Raw genomic sequence first — 18714 nt, 5'->3', positions numbered from 1 at the left:
CGTTCCAGGGGACCGGTGCGGGCGAGGGGCCGCGCGCCCAACCCCAGGGGCGGCGGGGCCGCCGCGCGAAGCATGAGGACAACATGGTGGGCCGCGCCGGCCGCCCCCCCGGGCCCCCCACCCCGCGCGGGGGGGCGCCACCCCCGCCGTTCCGGGGATCGCGCCCCTCCCGCATGCCCCTCCTAACGCGGCGGCAGTTTTGGACGGCGGCGGTCCGGGACGTCCGTGTAGCCGGGGGGCACTGCGGCCGGCTCCTGTTCCAGCAGTTCCAGCGCCAGGTGAACGGCGTCGTCGAGCTGGGCGTGCCGGCCCTCCGCCCAGTCGAGCGGGGTGCGCAGGATCGCCAGGTCCGGTTCCACGCCGTGGTTCTCCACCGACCAGCCGTACTCCGGGAACCACGCGGCGTTCATCGGCACCGTGATCACCGTGCCGTCGCCGAGCGTGTGCCGGCCGGTCATGCCGACGACTCCGCCCCAGGTGCGCTGGCCGACCACCGGGCCCAGGCCCAGCAGTTTGAAGGCCGCGGTGATCATGTCCCCGTCCGAGGAGGTCGCCTCGTCGGCCAGCGCCACGATCGGACCGCGGGGTGCGTTGGAGGCGTAACTGACCGGCTGCGCGTTGCGCGTCAGGTCCCAGCCGAGGATCGAGCGGGTCAGCTTCTCCACCACCAGCTCGCTGATGTGCCCGCCCGCGTTGCCGCGTACGTCGACGATCAGCGCGGGCCGGGACATCTCCATGCGCAGGTCGCGGTTGAACTGCGCCCAGCCCGATCCGCCCATGTCGGGGATGTGCAGGTAGCCGCACCGGCCGCCGCTGACCTCGCGGACCACCGCGCGACGCTTGGCCACCCAGTCCTGGTAGCGCAGCGGCCGTTCGTCGATCAGCGGCACGATCGCGACCCGGCGGGCCCGCCCCTCGCCCTCGGCGGGGGTGAAGGTCAGCTCGACGGTGGTGCCGCCCGCCGCCGACAGCAGCGGGTAGGGCCCGGCGACCGGGTCCACGGGTCGGCCGTCGACATGGGTGAGCACCGCGCCCTCCCGGATGCCGGTGCCGGCCAGCGGGGAGCGGGCCTTGGAGTCGGAGGACTCGCCGGGCAGGATGCGGCTGACCACCCACGCCCCGTCCCGGGGAACGAGGTTGGCGCCGAGCAGCCCGATGGCCCGCTGGTAGTGCGGGGGGCCTTCGTTGCGGCGCGCGGGGGAGACGTAGGCGTGCGAGGTGCCGAGTTCGCCGAGGACCTCGCGCAGCAGGTCGGCGAACTCGTCGGGGGAGGCGACCCGTTCGACCAGGGAGCGGTACTGGCTGAGCACCCCGTCCCAGTCGATGCCGCACATCTTCGGCTCCCAGAAGTACGCGCGGATGATCCGCCCGGCCTCCTCGTAGGCCTGGCGCCACTCGGCGGCCGGGTCCACCTCGTGCAGGATGCGCCGCAGGTCGAGGTAGACGGTCGAGTCGCTGTCTCCGGACTCGGTCGCGGGGGCCGCGCGCAGCTCGCCGTCGTCGTTGATGACGAGCCGGGTGCCGTCGCCGCTGACCGCGAACCAGTCCAGCCCGGAGGCCAGTTCCGTCTTGCGCGCCTTGGTGAGGTCGAAGTACTCCAGCGTCGGCTTGCCGCTGATGTCGTTCGGGTTGGCGAAGGTCTCGCCGAGCGCGCCCGAGATCGGCCAGCGCAGCCAGACCAGCCCGCCGCCGCTCACCGGGTACAGGGCCGAGTACTTGGACGCGGACACGGGGAAGGGGGTGACCCGGCTCTCCAGCCCCTCCACCTCGACGGTCACCGTGCCGTCGCCGGTGTCGCTCTCCGCCGGGTCGAGCCCGCCCGCGGCGGGCCGCCCTTCGGCGGACAGCGCGAAGGGGGAGGGGGTCGCCGAGGACAGGGGAACCAGGTAGGGGCGGCAGCCCAGCGGGAAGGACAGGTCGCCGGTGTGCACGTCGTAGACCGGGTCGAAGCCGCGCCACGACAGGAAGGCCAGGTAGCGGCCGTCCCGGGTGAAGACGGGATTCTCGTCCTCGAAGCGGCCGTTGGTGACGTCCACGATGACGCGCGGCCCGGGACCGGAGATCCGGGCCATCTTGATCTGCCGCAGCGAGCGCCCGATGCCCGGGTGCGACCAGGTCAGCCAGCCGCCGTCGGGGGAGAACGCCAGGTCGGTGACGGGTCCGTTGATGGACCGGATGAGCTCGGTCACCTCGCCGTTGGAATCTTCCGTGGCGTCGATGAGCAGCAGCCGCCCGTCGTCGGAGGCGATCGCGAGCCGCTCCCCGTCCGGGTCGGACAGCAGCTCCAGTACGCGGCCCAGCTCGCCGGATGCCAGCCGGCGCGGCTCCCGGTCCCCGGAGGCCCGGGGGAGGTAGGCGATCTCGATCGCGTCCTCGCCCTCGGCGTCCGTCACGTACGCGACCTGGCCGCCCGAGCCGAGCATCTCGGGCAGCCGTACCCGTACGCCCGGGGTGTCGGCGATGGTCCGGGCGGGCCCGTCGCGGTGGGTCAGCCAGTACAGGCTGCCGCGCACCACGACGGCGCTGGCCCGCCCGGTGGCGTCGACCGACAGCGAGTCGACGTGGCTGGCGGCCGGCACCTGGTAGGTGCGCCGGCCGGCGCGCGGGCCGCCGAGGCGGACGTCGAGCTTGCGGGGGACGGCGTCCGGGGCGAGGGAGTCGACGAGCCAGATGTCCCCGGCGCACTGGTAGACGACGCGGCGGCCGTCGCTGGAGGCGTGCCGGGCGTAGAACTCGTCGTGGTCGGTGTGGCGGCGCAGGTCGGTGCCGTCGTGCCGGCAGGAGTACAGGTTGCCGACGCCCTCGTGGTCGGAGAGGAAGGCGATGCGGCCGTCCACGAACATGGGGGCGTCGAGGTGCCCCTCGATGTCCTCCAGCAGACGCTCGCCGTGCAGCCACAGCCGGCCGGTGGCGCCGCCCCGGTAGCGCTTCCAGGCGGCGGGCTCGTGCGGGGGCTTGCCGGTGAGGAGCAGGGTGCGGTGCTCCCCGTCGATGTCGGCGACCTGGATGTCGGAGACGGGCCCCCAGGGCAGGCGCCCGCCCGGGCTGCCGTCCGTGGGCACCTTGTAGGCCCAGGAGAAGTAGGAGAAGGGCTGGCCCTGCGAGGAGACCGCGAGGACGTTGCCGTCCGGGTCCCAGCCGCAGACGCGGGTGTCGGTGGCGCCCCAGTAGCTGAGTTGGCGGGCGGGCCCGCCGTGCACGGGGGCGAGGTGGATCTCGGGGTCGAGGCTCCGCCAGGTGGTGTAGGCGATGTGGCTGCCGTCGGGGGAGAAGCGGGGGTGGCTGACCCGGGTCCGGTCGACGGTGAGGCGCCAGGCCCGGCCGACCGGATCTCCAGGCGGAACCAAGGGCGCCACCCAAAGATCGTCTTCGGTGGCGAAGCACAGCAGGTCGTCGTGCAGGTGCGGGAAGCGGAGGTACGCGACGTCGTGACTCACCCCCCAATGCTTTCCGCGCCGGAGGGGCCTGGCAACTCGTACAGGTGATCCATGCCACTCCCGCAAGCGAAACGGAACGGTTTCGTTTCGCTTGGGGCGGGGGTATGGTGTTATCGGTACGGAACAGTTTCGTTCGGATGGGAGGCACGGAAATGACCGAGGCGAATGCGTCGCGGCGCAGCCGGATCACCCCCGAACGGCAGGCCGAACTGCACGAGGCGGTCCTCGACCTCCTGCGTGACGTCGGCTACGAGGCGCTGACCATGGACGCGGTCGCCGCCCGTACGAAGTCCAGCAAGGCCACCCTCTACCGCCAGTGGGGGAGCAAGCCGGAACTGGTCGCCAAGGCCCTGCGATGTACGCAGCCCGTCTCGCTGCGGGAAATCGACACGGGCAGCCTGCGCGGGGACTTCGCCCGCATGGTGGAGCACTCCGACGACGCGCAGATGGCCAAGGACACCGCACTGATGCGGGGCCTGGCCCATGCCGTCCACGAGAGCCCGGAGCTCCACAAGGCGCTGCGCGACCTGCTCGTCGACCCGGAGATCAACGGTCTCCAGGTGATGCTGCGGCGTGCGGTGGACCGGGGCGAGATCAGCCCCGACTGCCCCGCGCTCGACTTCGTACCGCACATGCTCATCGGGGCGTTCATCGCGCTTCCGCTGATCGAGGACCGTCCGGTGGACCGGACCTTCCTCGGTGACTTCATCGACGCCGTGGTCTTCCCCGCCCTCGGCGTCTGATCTTCCCCGTTCGGCCCCGTCCCCGTTGCTCCATGCTCCTCGCTGCTCCTGACACGCCGCTCTCGTCGTCGGGCCGGCTCTTCCTGCCCTTCCATCCCACGACCTGAACGGGAGAACCACCCTCGTGGCTACCTTCCTCTACCGGCTCGGCCGCGGCGCCTTCCGGCGCCGCGCGCTCGTCGCCCTCATATGGGTGGCGTTGCTGTTCGCCGCAGGGTTCGGCGCCGCCACGGCGTCCGCGCCCACCTCCGGCTCGTTCTCGATACCCGGCTCGGAGGCCCAGAAGGCCTTCGACCTGTTGGACCAGCGCTTCCCGGGCATGTCCGCCGACGGCGCGACGGCCCGTATCGTCGTCAAGGCCCCCGAGGGCGCCAAGATCACCGACCCCGGCCCCAAGGCCGAGGTCGAGAAGATCATCGAAGGTCTGAAGTCCGGACCGGGCGGCGAGCAGGTCTCCTCCGTCGCGAATCCGTACGAGGCCCACGCGGTGAGCCAGGACGAGACCACCGCCTACATCAGCACCAAGTACGACGTCAGCGGCATGGAGCTGAAGGACGCCACCCGCGACGCGCTCAAGGGGTCCGGCGAGGACGCCAAGGCCGCGGGCCTGAACGTCCAGATCGGCGGCGACGCCCTGATGGCGGCCCCCGAGACCGGCTCCGGGGAGATCATCGGCGTCCTGGTCGCCGCGATCGTCCTCGTCATCACCTTCGGCTCGCTCATCGCGGCCGGGCTGCCGCTGCTCACCGCGATCATCGGCGTCGGCATCGGCGTCTCGTCCATCACCGCGCTCGCCAACGTGCTGGACCTCGGCAACACCACCGCCACCCTGGCGTCGATGATCGGCCTCGCGGTCGGCATCGACTACGCCCTCTTCATCGTCTCCCGCTACCGCGCGGAGCTCGCCGAGGGCCGCGAGCGCGACGAGGCCGCGGGCCGGGCGGTCGGAACGGCCGGCTCCGCCGTCGTCTTCGCCGGTCTGACCGTGGTCATCGCCCTGGTGGGCCTGGCCGTCGTCAACCTCCCGATGCTGACCAAGATGGGCTTCGCGGCCGCCGGCACCGTCGTCCTCGCCGTCCTGGTGGCGCTCACCCTGGTCCCGGCCATCCTGGGCTTCGCGGGCAAGAAGGTCCTGCCGGCCGGCGAGAAGAGCAAGCTGTTCGGCAAGGGCAAGCCCGCCGGCGCGAAGGCGAAGCCCAACGGCGGCACCCGCTGGGCACGCTTCGTCCTGCGCCGCCCGGTCATGGTGCTGCTGGCCGGTGTGATCGGCCTCGGCGTCATCGCGGTCCCCGCGAGCAAGTTGGAGATGGGCCTGCCCGACGACGGCGCCCAGCCCGTCTCCACCACCCAGCGTCAGGCGTACGACCTGCTGTCCGACGGCTTCGGCCCGGGCTTCAACGGCCCCCTGCTGGTGGTCGTCGACGGCGACAAGGCGCTCGCCGACAAGACGGTCGACCGGATCAAGGGTCTGGACGGCGTGGCCATGGTCACCCCGCCGAACCTGAACAAGGCCGGCGACGCCGCGGTCATCACCGTCATCCCGAAGGACCGTCCGTCGTCCACGCAGACCGAGGACCTGGTCCACGAGATCCGTGACGGCAGCGGGGACGATGTCCTCGTCACCGGCCAGACCGCGATGAACATCGACTTCTCGCAGAAGATGAACGACGCGCTGCTGCCCTACCTGGCGCTCGTCGTCGGCCTCGCCTTCCTGCTGCTGATGCTGGTGTTCCGTTCGGTCCTGGTCCCGCTCAAGGCGGCCCTCGGCTTCCTGCTCTCCGTCGTCGCCGCCCTCGGCGCGGTCGTCGCGGTCTTCCAGTGGGGCTGGCTGGGATCGGTCTTCGGGGTGGAGCAGACCGGTCCGATCATGTCGATGATGCCGATCTTCATGGTGGGTGTGGTCTTCGGGCTGGCCATGGACTACGAGGTCTTCCTCGTCACCCGCATGCGGGAGGCGTACGTCCACGGCGAGCGCCCGGGCCAGGCCGTGGTGACCGGCTTCCAGTACAGCGCGCGGGTGGTCGTGGCCGCCGCCGTGATCATGATCGCGGTGTTCGCGGGCTTCATGGGGGCCAGCGACCAGATGGTCAAGATGATCGGCTTCGGCCTGGCCGTCGCCGTCTTCTTCGACGCCTTCGTGGTCCGCATGACCATCGTCCCGGCGGTGCTCGCCCTGCTCGGCCACAAGGCCTGGTGGCTGCCCAAGTGGCTGGACAAGCTGTTGCCGAACGTCGACGTCGAGGGCGAGAGCCTGCGCAAGCACCTGTCCGAGTCCGCCGACGGCCCCGAGGGCCCGGGCAAGGACCGCGAGCTGGTCAACGCCTGACGGCCCGAGAAACGATCCGGCCCCGTACCCCCTGATGACCAGGGGGTGCGGGGCCGGACCCGTTACGCGTTACGCCTAACGGCTGGCGGGGGCGTACGTGCGGCGCAGGAAGCGGCGCAGGGCCGCGATGTCGAACTGCACCACCGCTACGCCATCCGGGGAGTGGAACTCGACGACCGCCTGGACGCGGCCGCAGGGCCAGACGCGTACGTCCCCGGTCCCCGTCGGCGCCTGGAGGCCGGCCTCCAGCAGGGCGCGCGGGAAGACCCATTCGTTGTCCGTGCCCTCGGGGGACAGGTCGGCGGGGAAGACGATCCGCACGGCCAGCGGCTCGGACGGGGCGAAGCGCAGGGCCACCGGGATCTTCCGGTAGAGCGGATCGTCGCTGATCACGCGTGCGGTGACGCGCTCCTCGACGGCGGTGACGGTCGCTGCGGGATTCTCGGCGGTGGCTGACACGACAAGACTCCTCATATCGGAACGAATGAGTCCGTTTGTCCGTCCAGCCTCGCACATTCCGACAAAACCGCACGGAGTCATTTGTGACGGAGACGCTCTTGCCAATGGTTTGCAACTGGGCACTATTCTTGGACGGCTGAAGACTGCGAGAAAGCGGAGCCCCTCCATGCACGTGCCCGACGGATTCATCAACGCACCCGTGTCGGTGGCCGCCGGAGCGGCAGCCGCCGTCGCCGTGGCCGTGAGCCTCCGCGGCGCCCGCCGGGAACTCGACGAGCGCACCGCGCCGCTCGCCGGCCTCGTCGCCGCCTTCATCTTCGCCGTGCAGATGCTCAACTTCCCCGTCGCCGCCGGCACCAGCGGCCACCTGTTGGGCGGGGCGCTCGCCGCGATACTCGTCGGCCCCTACACCGGCGTGCTCTGCGTGTCCGTCGTCCTCCTCATGCAGGGCATCCTCTTCGCCGACGGCGGACTGACCGCCCTCGGCGTGAACATCACCGTCATGGGCGTCGTCACCGTCGTCGTCGCGTACGCCGTCTTCCGCGGGCTGCTCAAGGTGCTGCCGCCCACCCGACGCTCCGTGACCGTCGCCGCCTTCACCGGAGCCCTGCTCTCGGTGCCCGGCGCGGCCGCCGCCTTCACCGCCGTCTACGCCATCGGCGGCACCACCGACGTGGCCATCGGCAAGGTGCTCACCGCCATGGTCGGCGTCCACGTGCTCATCGGCATCGGCGAGGCCGCCATCACCGCGGCGACCGTGGGCGCCGTGATCGCCGTACGGCCCGACCTGGTGCACGGAGCGCGCGGGCTGACCGCCCCGCTGAAGCTGCGCGTCGGCGGCGAACTGGTCGACGCGCCGGCCACCGCGCCCGCGCCCGCAGCGGCCCGCTCCACCATCAAGGTCTGGGCCACCGGCCTGGCCACCGCCCTCGTCCTCGCCGGCTTCGTCTCCTTCTACGCCTCCGCCAGCCCCGACGGCCTGGAGAAGGTCGCCGCCGACCAGGGCATCGACGCCAAGGTGGAGGAACACGCGGCGAAGGACTCCCCGCTCGCCGACTACGCCGTCAAGGACGTCACCGACGCCCGCCTCTCCGGCGGCCTCGCGGGCGCCCTCGGCGTCGGCGCGACCGTCGCCGTCGGCACCGGGATCTTCTGGGTCGCGCGCCGCCGCCGCACGACCGAGCCATCGGCCGCGGCCTGATGGGCGCGGGACACGCCCACAAGCTCTACCGGCACGCCCACACCCCCGTCCACGCCCTGCCCCCGCACTGCAAGCTCGCCGCGACCTTCGCCTTCGTCGTGGTCGTCGTCTCCACACCGCGCGAGGCGGTCTGGGCCTTCGGGGCGTACGGCGTCCTCATCGCGGCGGCCGCCGCGATGGCCCGGATCCCGGCCGGCTTCCTGCTGCGCCGGCTGCTGATCGAGATCCCCTTCGTCGCCTTCGCCGTGCTCATGCCCTTCGTCGCACAGGGCGAGCGGGTGGAGGTCCTCGGCATGTCGCTCAGCGTCTCGGGCCTCTGGGGCGCCTGGAACGTCCTGGCCAAGGGCACGCTCGGCGTCGCCGCGTCCGTCCTGCTCGCCTCGACGACCGAACTGCGGGCGCTGCTGCTCGGCCTGCAACGCCTGAAACTGCCCCCGCTGCTCGTGCAGATCGCCTCCTTCATGATCCGCTACGGCGACGTCATCAGCGACGAGCTGCGCCGCATGTCCATCGCCCGCCGCTCGCGCGGCTTCGAGGCAAGCGGCATCCGCCACTGGGGGGTGCTGGCCAAGACGGCCGGCGCGCTGTTCATCCGCTCCTACGAACGCGGCGAGCGGGTCTACCTCGCGATGGTCAGCCGCGGCTACGCCGGCTCGATGCCGGTGATCGACGAAGTCGTGGCCACCCGCGCCCAGTGGGCGTACGCCGCCGCGCTCCCGGTGACGGCCCTCGCCGTCTGTCTGATGGGCTGGACCCTGTGAACCCTTCCCCCTCCCTCGAAGTGTCCGGCCTCGCCTACGCCTACCCCGACGGCCACCAAGCCCTGTTCGGGGTGGACCTGAGCGTCGCGCGCGGCGAGCGGGTCGCCCTGCTCGGCCCCAACGGCGCCGGCAAGACCACGCTCGTCCTGCACCTCAACGGCATCCTGGGCGGCGGGGTCGGCACCGTGACCGTGGCCGGGCTGCCGGTGGAGAAGCGGAACCTCGCCGAGATCCGCCGCCGGGTCGGGATCGTCTTCCAGGACCCCGACGACCAGCTGTTCATGCCGACCGTCCGCGAGGACGTGGCCTTCGGCCCTGCGGCCGCGGGCCTGCGCGGCGCGGAGCTGGAGGAGCGGGTGCGCGGGGCGCTGGAGCAGGTCGGCATGGCCGAGTTCGCCGACCGGCCGCCGCACCACCTGTCCTTCGGCCAGCGCCGCCGGGTGGCCGTCGCCACGGTCCTGGCCATGCGGCCGGAGATCCTCGTCCTCGACGAGCCCTCGTCCAACCTCGACCCGGCCTCGCGCCGCGAGCTCGCCGACATCCTGCGCTCGCTCGACGTGACCGTGCTGATGGTCACCCACGACCTGCCGTACGCGCTGGAACTGTGCCCGCGCTCGGTGGTCCTCAGCGACGGGGCCATCGCCGCCGACGGCCGTACGCAGGACCTGCTGTGCGACGAGGAGCTGATGCGGGCGCACCGGCTGGAGCTGCCCTTCGGCTTCGACCCGCGCACGCCCCTTCTGACGCGCCCCACGCACTGATCGGCGCGGCCGGCCCGGCCCGCGGGCCGGGCCGATTCGGGGGATCCGGGAAGCGGGGCCGTCCGACGGGCGTTGCATCCTGTCGTGGGCGCCGTCGGGGCGCCGCGGCAAGGTGCTGGGAGTAAGACGTGGATGTCCACGGGACGGTGGCGGAGGGCTTCGAGCCGGTCCGCGACGCCTTCGTACGCAACTTCGAGGTCCTCGGCGACCGGGGCGCGGCGGTGGCCGTGTACCGCGACGGCCGCAAGGTCGTAGACCTGTGGGGCGGCACCAAGGACGCCGACGGAACCGAGCCGTGGACGCGGGACACCGCGCAGATCGTCCGCTCCGCCACCAAGGGCGTGGCCGCCGCCGTGCCGCTGCTGCTGCACCAGCGCGGGCTGCTGGACCTGGCCGCGCCCGTGAGCTCGTACTGGCCGGAGTTCAAAGCGGGCGGCAAGGAGAAGACGCTGGTCCGGGACCTGCTCGCGCACCGCGCGGGCGTCCCGGCGCTGGACCGGGGGCTGACCGCCGCCGAGGCCGCCGACGGGGTGTCCGGGGCGCGCGCCATCGCCGCGCAGCGGCCGTTCTGGGAGCCCGGCACCGAGCACGGCTACCACGCGCAGACCTTCAGCTGGCTGCTGTCCGAGCTGGTGCTGCGGGCCACCGGCCGCACGCTGGGCGCGTTCCTGGCCGAGGAGATGGCCGAGCCGCTCGGCGTGGACTTCTGGATCGGCCTGCCGGAGTCCGAGGCCCACCGGGTGGGTCGGGTGGCCCCCGTCGACCCGCCCGAGAGCGCGGGCATGCTGAAGACCCGGCCGAGGCGAAACGTTTCGGAGGCGTACGCCGACCCCGCCTCGCTCACCCGCCGCGCCTTCGCGGCCATCGACCCGCTGCCCGACGAGAACGACCCCGCCTACCGGGCCGCCGAACTCCCCGCCTCGGCGGGCATAGGCACGGCCCGCGGCCTGGCCCGCTTCTACGGGGCCACCATCGGGGTGGTCGAGGACGGCGCCCGCGTCTTCACCCCGGAGACCACCGCGCTCGCCGGCCGGGAGCTCTCGTCGGGCCCCGACCTGGTACTGGTCGTCAACACCCGCTTCGGCCCCGGCTACATGCTCCACGGCCCGGCCTCCCCGCTGCTCTCGCCGGCCTCCTTCGGCCACCCGGGCCGCGGGGGCTCGCTGGCCTTCGCGGACCCGGAGGCGGGGATCGGCTTCGGCTACGTGACGAACGCGCTGGCCAAGTCGGTCACCGCCGACCCGCGGGCGCAGGCGCTGGTACGTGCCCTGAAGTCGGCCCTGGCCGTGCTCTAGCCCGCCGCGGCCTGCTCCCGTACGTCCACGGGCGTGGCGCCCGCGTACTCGATGAGCTCCGCGGGGGCCATCGGGAACACGGTGTTCGGGGTGCCGGCCGCCGCCCAGACCTCCGCGTGGGCCAGCAGGGACCGGTCGGCCAGCACCAGGGTACGGGTGCGGTGGCCGAAGGGCGGGACCCCGCCGATGGCGTAGCCGGTGGTTTCCCGGACCACGGCGGCGTCCGCCCGGGTCACCTCGGCGGCGCCGAGCTCGCGGCGTACGGTGTCCACGTCGACCCGGGAGGCGCCGTCCATGAGGACCAGCACCGGGACCCCGTCCGCGGCGAAGATCAGCGACTTCACGATCTGGCTGAGCTCGCAGCCGATCGCGGCGGCCGCGTCGGCGGCCGTACGGGTTCCCTCGGGGAAGGTCCGGACGGTGAGGTCGAGGCCCAGCTCGGCCAGGGCCTCGGCGAACAGGGGGTGCGTGGTGGTGGTCATGCGGGGACGCTAGCGCTGTGCGGGGCGATGGGGCGAGCAGGTTTCCCCCGCCGTGTGCCTCCCGGCGGGGCTGGGTTTGTCCCTTGGCCGGGACCGGCCGGGTCGGGGCGGCTTCGCTGCCGGGGCTCTGCCCCGGACCCCGCGCCTCAATCGCCGGCGAGGCTGGAATTTTCCTGGGCCGGGATCGGCCTGGGTTGGGGCGGTGCCCCGCCGGAGCATCTCCTCGTCCTCGCGCACTGGGCAGGTGCTTCGACAGGGAGCGTGGTTGCGCGCTCGTCCTGCGGGGACACTCCGGCGTGTCCCCACCCCAACGGCACGCTCCCGCCCACCGGGGGCGGCCGACGGAAGAGCAGGGGCACTGCACGCTCCCGACCCACGGGGCGGGGTTTTGGTCGTCGGGGGGAGCGGGGGCACTGCGGGGCGTCCCCGCAGGACGAGCGCGCAAACACGCTCCCCATCGAGCCGTGCCTCAGTGCGCGAGGACGAGGAGACGCCCCGGAGGGACACCGCGGACCGGCCCGAGGAGCGAAACCCCGCCCGGGGGGACCAACCCAGCCTCGCCGGCGTTTGAGGCGCGGGGTGGACCCGAGGGCGGAGATCCCGCCCGGGGGGACCAACCCAGCCCCGCCGGCGATTGAGGCGCGGGGTGGACCCGAGGGCCGAGATCCCGCCCGGGGCACCATCCCAGCCTCGCCGGCGTTTGAGGCGCGGGGTGTGGGGCGGAGCCCCACGAGCCGGGGCGCGGGGGCAGAGCCCGCGCAACGACGCCGCGCCAGGGGAGGCCCGACCCCGCCCGGGAGGGCTACCCCGCGTTCAGGACCTCCGCGACGATCGGGCCCGCCGCCTCGCCGCCGTGGCCGCCGGCCTCGACCATCGCCGCCGCGGCCACGTCGCCGCTGAAGCCGGTGAACCAGCTGTCCGGGTTGCCCGCGCCGTCGACCTCGGCGGAGCCGGTCTTCGCGCCCTTGTCCGAGCCGCCGACCGAGGCCATCGCCCCGCGGCCGGTGCCGCTGGTCGCCGTCAGCTTCATCATCTTGACCAGCTGCGCCGACACCCCCGGCTTCAGGGGGCGCGAGGCGGTGGCCAGGGTGCGTCCGTCCAGCGAGGCCTTCACGATGACCGGCTGCCGGAACACCCCGGTCCGGGCGGTCGCGGTGATCGAGGCGACGTTCAGCGGGTTCATGGTGATCGTGCCCTGGCCGATGTACGCGGCGGCCGCGCCCGACCCCGAGACCTCCGGAACCGACCCGTCCACCGAGACGACCCCGGTCTTCCAGTCCAGCCCGATGCCGAAGACCTCCTTGGCCTCGCGGGGCAGCGCGCTGTTGTCGCGCACGTCGTCGATCAGGCTGATGAAGGCGGTGTTGCACGACTTGGCGAAGCTCGAAGCGAAGGGCTCGCCCTCCGACTTGAAGTTGTCCAGGTTGTGGAAGACCTTCCCCTCCCACGTCGCGGTGGCCGGGCAGGCCGCCGGCCGGTCCGCGGACACCAGGCCCTTCTCGATCAGCATGGCCCCCGTCACGATCTTCATCGTCGACCCGGGGGCCCGGGCCCCCCTCATCGCCGCGTTGAAGCCGTCCTTGCGGTGGTTGGCCACGGCCAGGATCTCGCCGGTGCTCGGCTGGATCGCCACGACCGAGGCCTCGGCGTGCTTCGCCACCGCCTTCTCCGCCGCTGCCTGCACATCGGCGTCCAGCACGGTCCGGATCTCGCCCGGCTTTCCCTCGGCCAGCGTCAGCAGACTCCGCTTGGGCGCGTCCGGGAAAGCCGGCTCGATCCACACCTCCGCCCCCTTCGCGCCGCCCGCCTTCTCCCCGTACGCCTTGCGCAGGTCGTCGAGGATGGCGCGCAGCGAGGGGTACTGCTCGGCCGTCAGCTCCTTGCCGTTGCGGTCGAGCGCCTTGACCGGCGGGGTCGCGGGAGAGCCCGCGCGCAGCTTCTCGTCCTTCTGGAGCTGCGGGTGGATCACCGAGGGCTTCCAGTCGACCAGCGGCTTTCCGGTGGTCAGTCCGCGCACCACGGTGAGCTCGGAGTCGTAGGCGAGGGGCTTGGTGGTGCCCTCGTACGTGATCTCCGCCTCGACCTTGAAGGGCACGCCGGTGCCGTTGTACGCGCCGGGGGTGATCACGGCCTTGGACACGTACGTCTTGTTCTTGAAGTCGCCGATCGCGGTCTGGGCGGCCTGGGCGTTGTTCGTCAGGTCGGCGGCCGCGCGCTCGTCCCCGGCGGCCCAGGCGGCGAGGAAGGCCTTCGCGGTGGCCATGGATTCCTTCTCGGTGATCGGCCCGCTGCCCTTGCCCGCCTGGACGGACGTCTCGCCACCCTTCCCGCCGTCCTTGCCCTCGCCGCTGTCCCCGACCAGCGCGTACACCCCGTACCCGGCGCCGCCGACGAGGGCGAGAAACACCCCGCCGACGATGGCGCCCTTGGCTGCCCCGTTCATTCCAGTTCCTCCCCCGAGCCACGGTTCTCTGAACATGTTCAAAGAACCCTTGGCTCGGACCTTACTCCGCGTCGCCGCTCGACCTCGCTCTTGTTACCGGAACGGAACCTCGATGGCCGAAAAGGACCGGGATATGTCAGGAGGGCCCTCCCGTGACACGGGAAGGCCCTCCTGTACGCCGACTCGCTAGACCCAGGTGTCCAGCCACATGCGGTTGCGCCAGGACTCCATCGGCAGGGTCTGGCCCGTGTAGATCGGCCAGAAGTAGATGAAGTTCCACACGATCAGCAGGACCAGCGCCCCCGCCCCGATCGCGCCCAGCGCCCGCCGCCGCTCGCTCGAACCGGCCGGGCCCAGCAGGGCGCCGATCATCATCGCCACCGCCAGGCACAGGTACGGGACGAAGACCACCGCGTAGAAGTAGAAGATCGTCCGCTCCTGGTAGTTGAACCAGGGCAGCAGACCCGCGCCCAGCGCGCACGCGATCGCGCCCGCCCGCCAGTCGCGGCGGAAGAACCACCGCCACAGCACGTACAGCAGCGCGAAGCAGCCCGCCCACCACAGCAGCGGGGTGCCCAGCGCCAGCACCTCACGGGCGCACTTGCCCGCCGCGGTCGCCGGGCAGCCGTCGGTGCCGGGCTCGGGGGACTCGTAGAAGTAGGAGACGGGCCGGCCCAGGACCAGCCAGCTCCACGGGTTGGAGTCGTAGGTGTGCCCGTCGTGCAGGTTGACGTGGAACTTGTAGACCTCGGTCTCGTAGTGCCACAGGCTCCGCAGCCATTCCGGCAGGAACGACAGCGAGCTGTTCTGGTCGTACTTGGCCGCCCAGTCGCGCAGGTACCCGCCCTTGCCGTTGTCCGGGCTGAAGATCCACCCCGACCAGGAGGCCACGTACGTGACGACCGCGACCGGCACGGTGGACAGGAAGGCGGGCAGCGCGTCGCGCCGCAGCATCGACGCGTACGGGGCCCCCGCGCCCGCGGTGCGGCGCGCGGCCGCGTCCCACAGCACGGTGAGGACACCGAAGAAGGCCAGCGCGATGAAGCCGTTCCACTTCGTGCCCGCGGCCAGGCCCAGACAGACGCCCGCCAGGATCCGGTACGGGCGCCAGCCCAGCCGCAGCGTCTCGGCGATCTTCATGTCGGGCCGGGTACGGCCCTCGTCGTCCACCGGGAGCGCGGCCGCGAGCCTGGCCCGCGCCTTGTCCCGGTCGATCAGCAGCGCACCGAAGGCGGCCAGCACGAAGAACATCAGCACCAGGTCGAGCAGCGCGGTGCGGCTCATCACCAGGTGCAGCCCGTCCACCGCCAGCAGCGCGCCCGCCAGGCAGCCCAGGAAGGTGGAGCGGAACAGGCGGCGCCCGATCCGGCACAGCATCAGCACCGACAGGGTGCCGAGCAGGGCGGTCATGAACCGCCAGCCGAAGGGGGTGAAGCCGTGGATCCACTCGCCGAGCCCGATGACCCACTTGCCGACCGGCGGGTGCACGACGTAGCCCGGGTCCACCGGGAGGGCGACCCCGTCCGGGTCGGCGAGGATCAGCTTGTCGACGTCCTTGGGCCAGCTCGCCTCGTAGCCCTGCTTGATCGTGGCCCAGGCGTCCTTGGCGTAGTACGTCTCGTCGAATATCACCGCCTTCGGGCTGCCCAGGTGCCTGAACCGCAGCACCCCGGCGACCAGCGCCACCAGCAGCGGCCCCGCCCACGCCAGGATCCGGTTCCACGTCCCCCACACCTCGGGCGGCAGCCCGAAGGTCATCCACAGCTGTGGGGACGGCTTGGCGTACGGGGGCACCAGCCGGCCGCGGACGTCCGTGCTCCCGGACCGGGCGGCGGGCGGCGCGTAGCCGAAGCCGCGCAGGCGGCGCAGCCAGGTGGGCTGCTCTTCTGCCCACCCCGACGGCGGGGTGGGAGGGGCCCCCGCGGGGCTGGGCGGCGGCGTCGCGGTACTGGTCACCGGCACATCGTAGGGAAGAGATCCGTGTGCGCCCCAGCACCGGGGGGCGGCGGGCCACGGGACTGAGAGGATGGGCGGGTGACAACTGACCAGCCCCTCGGTTCCGAACCCTCCTCCTCGGTGGGCACGCTCGTGCTCGCCGGAACGCCCATCGGCGATCTCGCGGACGCCCCGCCGCGGCTCGCGGCCGAGCTGGAGCGGGCCGACGTGGTCGCCGCCGAGGACACCCGGCGGCTGCGCCGGCTGACCCAGGGGCTCGGCGTGCACACCACCGGGCGCGTCGTCTCGTACTTCGAGGGCAACGAGTCCGCACGCACCCCGGAGCTGGTCGAGGCGCTGGAGGACGGCAAGCGCGTCCTGCTGGTGACCGACGCCGGCATGCCCTCCGTGTCGGACCCCGGCTACCGGCTCGTCGCCGCCGCCGTGGAGAAGGACATCAAGGTCACCGCCGTTCCCGGGCCCTCCGCCGTCCTCACCGCGCTCGCCCTGTCCGGGCTGCCCGTGGACCGGTTCTGCTTCGAGGGCTTCCTGCCGCGCAAGGCGGGCGAGCGCCTCGGCCGGCTGCGCGAGGTCGAGGGCGAGCGGCGCACGCTCGTCTATTTCGAGGCCCCGCACCGGCTCGACGACACCCTGGCCGCGATGGCCGAGGTCTTCGGCGCCGACCGGCGGGCCGCCGTGTGCCGCGAGCTGACGAAGACGTACGAGGAGGTCAAGCGCGGCGGCCTCGGCGAGCTGGCGGCCTGGGCGGCCGAGGGCGTGCGCGGGGAGATCACGGTCGTCGTCGAAGGGGCCCCCGCGGCCGGGCCCGGAGACGTGGACGCCGAGGAGCTCGTGCGCCGGGTGCGGGTGCGCGAGGAGGCGGGGGAGCGGCGCAAGGAGGCCATCGCGGCGGTCGCGGCCGAGGCCGGGGTACCCAAACGAGAGGTGTTCGACGCGGTCGTCGCGGCAAAGAACGCGGCACAAAAGGTGCCGTGAGTCGGTAAAGGGCTAACCTGAAAAGCAAAGCTCAGACCGCGCACCGGGCGCTTTGGGCATGAGTCGCCCAAGGACCGTCCAACACTAGACAGGGCCTGATGCGCTCCCGCCCGAAGAGGCGTCCACTGGCAATGGCACCAGTGGAACAAGAGGAGCTCGCATGAGTGAGATCGCTGACACCCCGGGACCCGTAGCCGCCGCCGTACCCGCCGACGCTTCCACCGCGTCCGTACAGGTCGTGCACGAGGCGTACTCCTTCGCGTGCATGAAGTGTGGGTACGGCTGGGAGCAGGGGTACGAGATAGAACACCACGTGGACGGCAGGGGCGAGCCGTTCATCATGTACACGGTCAAGGGCGAGCGGGTGCCCTCCCCCCTGTCGAACCCGACCTGCCTGAACTGCGGCGGCCACGTCGTACGGATCATGCGGGCCGGCCAGGTGTCCTCGGTGCTCGGCACGATCGACCGGCTCTACCACCACCGCATCGCCCCCGGGATCGCCGGACCGGTGCCGGCGGGAGCGAACGTTCCCCGCACCCGCAAGCACGACGCCCCCGGACCCGTCTCCGTGGAAGAGGCGGAACGCGGCCGGAGCCTCCTCTCCCGACTGCTGGGGATGTTCCGCCGGTCATAAGATCGGCCGTATGAGCTCCTCCTCGAAAGACGCACCGCCGCCGCTGCCCGAGCCCCTCCGGGTGGCGGTGGCGGACTCGCACACCCACCTGGACATGCAGTCCGGCACCGTCGAGGAAGGCCTCGCGAAGGCCGCCTCGGTGGGCGTCACCACCGTCGTCCAGGTCGGCTGCGACGTGAAGGGCTCCCGGTGGGCCGCCGAGACCGCGGCCGCGTACGAGAACGTCCACGCGGCCGTGGCCCTGCACCCGAACGAAGCCCCCCGCATCGTGCACGGCGACCCCGACGGCTGGTCCCGGCAGGGCGCGCGGGCGGGCGGCGGCGACGCGGCCCTCGACGAGGCGCTCGCGGAGATCGAGGCGCTGGCCGGCCTCGACCACGTCAAGGCGGTCGGCGAGACCGGGCTCGACTACTTCCGCACCGGACCCGAGGGAATGGCCGCGCAGGAGCGCTCCTTCCGCGCCCACATCGAGATCGCCAAGCGGACGGGCAAGGCGCTCGTCATCCACGACCGCGAGGCCCACGCGGACGTACTGCGCGTCCTGCGCGAGGAAGGCGCACCGGAGCGGACCGTCTTCCACTGCTACTCCGGGGACGCCGAGATGGCCCGCGAATGCGCCGCCGCCGGCTACTACATGTCCTTCGCCGGGACCGTCACCTTCAAGAACGCGACCCCGTTGCGCGAAGCCCTGGCCGTGGCCCCCCTGGAGCTGGTCCTCGTCGAGACCGACGCCCCCTACCTGACCCCGGCGCCCTACCGCGGACGGCCCAACGCGCCGTACCTCATTCCGCTGACCGTGCGCGCCATGGCCGCCGTCCGCGGCATCGACGAGGACGCGATGGCCACCGCCCTCGCCGCCAACACGGCCCGCGCCTTCGCCTACTGACCGGAGATACGACCCCCGAACATCCGGACACCCTGAGTAGTCGTACGACTTTGGAGTGTGACGACTCCTCCGCTAAGGTGCCGTGCCCCGAACCAGCGGGTGCCGACCACCAGTGGAGCGAGCGTCGTGAGCGAAACGCAGGGCAGTCACCGCCGCGGCCGTCCCCTGCCGGGGGCGTACGAGCCCACCCTCCCGGACTGGCCCGCCGCCGCGGACGCCACCGGGGAACCCGAGCCCGCGGTCCCCGCCCCGCGCGGCGCCGACCACCCCCCGTCCCGGCGTCGCGCCCGGGGCCCCGCGGCCGCGGCCCCGCCGGAAACGGCGGCGACCCTGCCCGACCCGGCGGGCCCCGGCC

General features: G+C 72.5%; 14 protein-coding genes and 1 pseudogene. 10 read left to right on the top strand and 5 right to left on the bottom strand.

The features are described 5' to 3' along the window. Nucleotides 1–182: 182 nt before the first annotated feature. Complete coding sequence (locus ACFV9H_RS23075; RefSeq protein WP_385401259.1) at nt 183–3437, bottom strand: S41 family peptidase; 3255 nt, start codon at nt 3435–3437, stop codon at nt 183–185. A 152-nt stretch (nt 3438–3589) separates the two neighbouring features. Between ACFV9H_RS23075 and ACFV9H_RS23070 the strand changes: the two genes are divergently transcribed. Continuing rightward, nucleotides 3590–4180 carry a TetR/AcrR family transcriptional regulator gene (locus tag ACFV9H_RS23070; protein ID WP_385401257.1) on the top strand — a complete coding sequence of 197 codons (591 nt, stop codon included), beginning with the start codon at nt 3590–3592 and terminating at the stop codon, nt 4178–4180. A gap of 124 nt (nt 4181–4304) precedes the next feature. Further along, on the top strand, nt 4305–6506 hold the full coding sequence (locus tag ACFV9H_RS23065) for an MMPL family transporter (RefSeq protein ID WP_385401254.1): 2202 nt from the start codon (nt 4305–4307) through the stop codon (nt 6504–6506). A gap of 75 nt (nt 6507–6581) precedes the next feature. Here the strand turns inward: ACFV9H_RS23065 and ACFV9H_RS23060 are convergent, their stop codons facing one another. Next, nucleotides 6582–6965: an SsgA family sporulation/cell division regulator gene (locus ACFV9H_RS23060; RefSeq protein ID WP_385401251.1), complete on the bottom strand. Its 384-nt coding sequence runs from the start codon at nt 6963–6965 to the stop codon at nt 6582–6584. Between the two features lie 166 nt (nt 6966–7131). Here ACFV9H_RS23060 and ACFV9H_RS23055 point away from each other — a divergent pair, with 166 nt between their 5' ends. The 4 genes from ACFV9H_RS23055 (at nt 7132) to ACFV9H_RS23040 (ending at nt 10983) form a co-directional block, all read left to right on the top strand. Next, nucleotides 7132–8166: an energy-coupling factor ABC transporter permease gene (locus ACFV9H_RS23055; protein WP_385401248.1), complete on the top strand. Its 1035-nt coding sequence runs from the start codon at nt 7132–7134 to the stop codon at nt 8164–8166. Further along, the gene (gene cbiQ / locus ACFV9H_RS23050) at nt 8166–8927 is read left to right on the top strand and encodes a cobalt ECF transporter T component CbiQ (RefSeq protein ID WP_385401246.1); all 762 of its coding nucleotides are present in this window, start codon (nt 8166–8168) and stop codon (nt 8925–8927) included. Before ACFV9H_RS23055 ends, cbiQ begins: the two co-directional genes overlap by 1 nt. Then, nucleotides 8915–9688: an energy-coupling factor ABC transporter ATP-binding protein gene (locus ACFV9H_RS23045; protein WP_385401363.1), complete on the top strand. Its 774-nt coding sequence runs from the start codon at nt 8915–8917 to the stop codon at nt 9686–9688. Before cbiQ ends, ACFV9H_RS23045 begins: the two co-directional genes overlap by 13 nt. A gap of 128 nt (nt 9689–9816) precedes the next feature. After that, the gene (locus tag ACFV9H_RS23040; protein ID WP_385401243.1) at nt 9817–10983 is read left to right on the top strand and encodes a serine hydrolase domain-containing protein; all 1167 of its coding nucleotides are present in this window, start codon (nt 9817–9819) and stop codon (nt 10981–10983) included. On the opposite strand, the gene ACFV9H_RS23035 is transcribed toward ACFV9H_RS23040, so the two are convergent. From ACFV9H_RS23035 to ACFV9H_RS23025, 3 genes are all read right to left on the bottom strand, one after another. After that, entirely contained in the window at nt 10980–11465 is a 486-nt protein-coding gene (locus tag ACFV9H_RS23035; RefSeq protein ID WP_385401241.1) for a YbaK/EbsC family protein, read from the bottom strand. The genes ACFV9H_RS23040 and ACFV9H_RS23035 overlap by 4 nt on opposite strands. Nucleotides 11466–12267: 802 nt before the next feature. Then, nucleotides 12268–13908 (bottom strand): penicillin-binding transpeptidase domain-containing protein, encoded by a 1641-nt coding sequence (locus ACFV9H_RS23030; protein WP_385401240.1) that lies wholly within the window; start codon nt 13906–13908, stop codon nt 12268–12270. A 186-nt stretch (nt 13909–14094) separates the two neighbouring features. Then, nucleotides 14095–15864 (bottom strand): dolichyl-phosphate-mannose--protein mannosyltransferase, encoded by a 1770-nt coding sequence (locus ACFV9H_RS23025; RefSeq protein WP_385401238.1) that lies wholly within the window; start codon nt 15862–15864, stop codon nt 14095–14097. 78 nt (nt 15865–15942) lie between these two features. Here ACFV9H_RS23025 and rsmI point away from each other — a divergent pair, with 78 nt between their 5' ends. From rsmI to ACFV9H_RS23005, 4 genes and pseudogenes are all read left to right on the top strand, one after another. Further along, nucleotides 15943–16839, top strand: a complete 897-nt coding sequence (gene rsmI, locus ACFV9H_RS23020) for a 16S rRNA (cytidine(1402)-2'-O)-methyltransferase (RefSeq protein WP_385401236.1) — start codon at nt 15943–15945, stop codon at nt 16837–16839. A 160-nt stretch (nt 16840–16999) separates the two neighbouring features. Continuing rightward, nucleotides 17000–17473, top strand: a complete 474-nt coding sequence (locus tag ACFV9H_RS23015) for a hypothetical protein (RefSeq protein ID WP_385401233.1) — start codon at nt 17000–17002, stop codon at nt 17471–17473. Between the two features lie 10 nt (nt 17474–17483). Next, entirely contained in the window at nt 17484–18359 is an 876-nt protein-coding gene (locus ACFV9H_RS23010) for a TatD family hydrolase (protein WP_385401230.1), read from the top strand. Nucleotides 18360–18485: 126 nt separating this feature from the next. After that, a pseudogene (locus ACFV9H_RS23005) lies at nt 18486–18714 on the top strand (hypothetical protein); the annotation flags it as partial.

Origin of the sequence: Streptomyces sp. NPDC059874 (genome assembly GCF_042731135.1) — a bacterium.
In the GTDB taxonomy this organism is placed as follows: Bacteria; Actinomycetota; Actinomycetes; order Streptomycetales; family Streptomycetaceae; genus Streptomyces.
The sequence above is the reverse complement of the archived record's forward strand: the minus strand, read 5'-3'. Positions and strand labels throughout refer to the sequence as shown.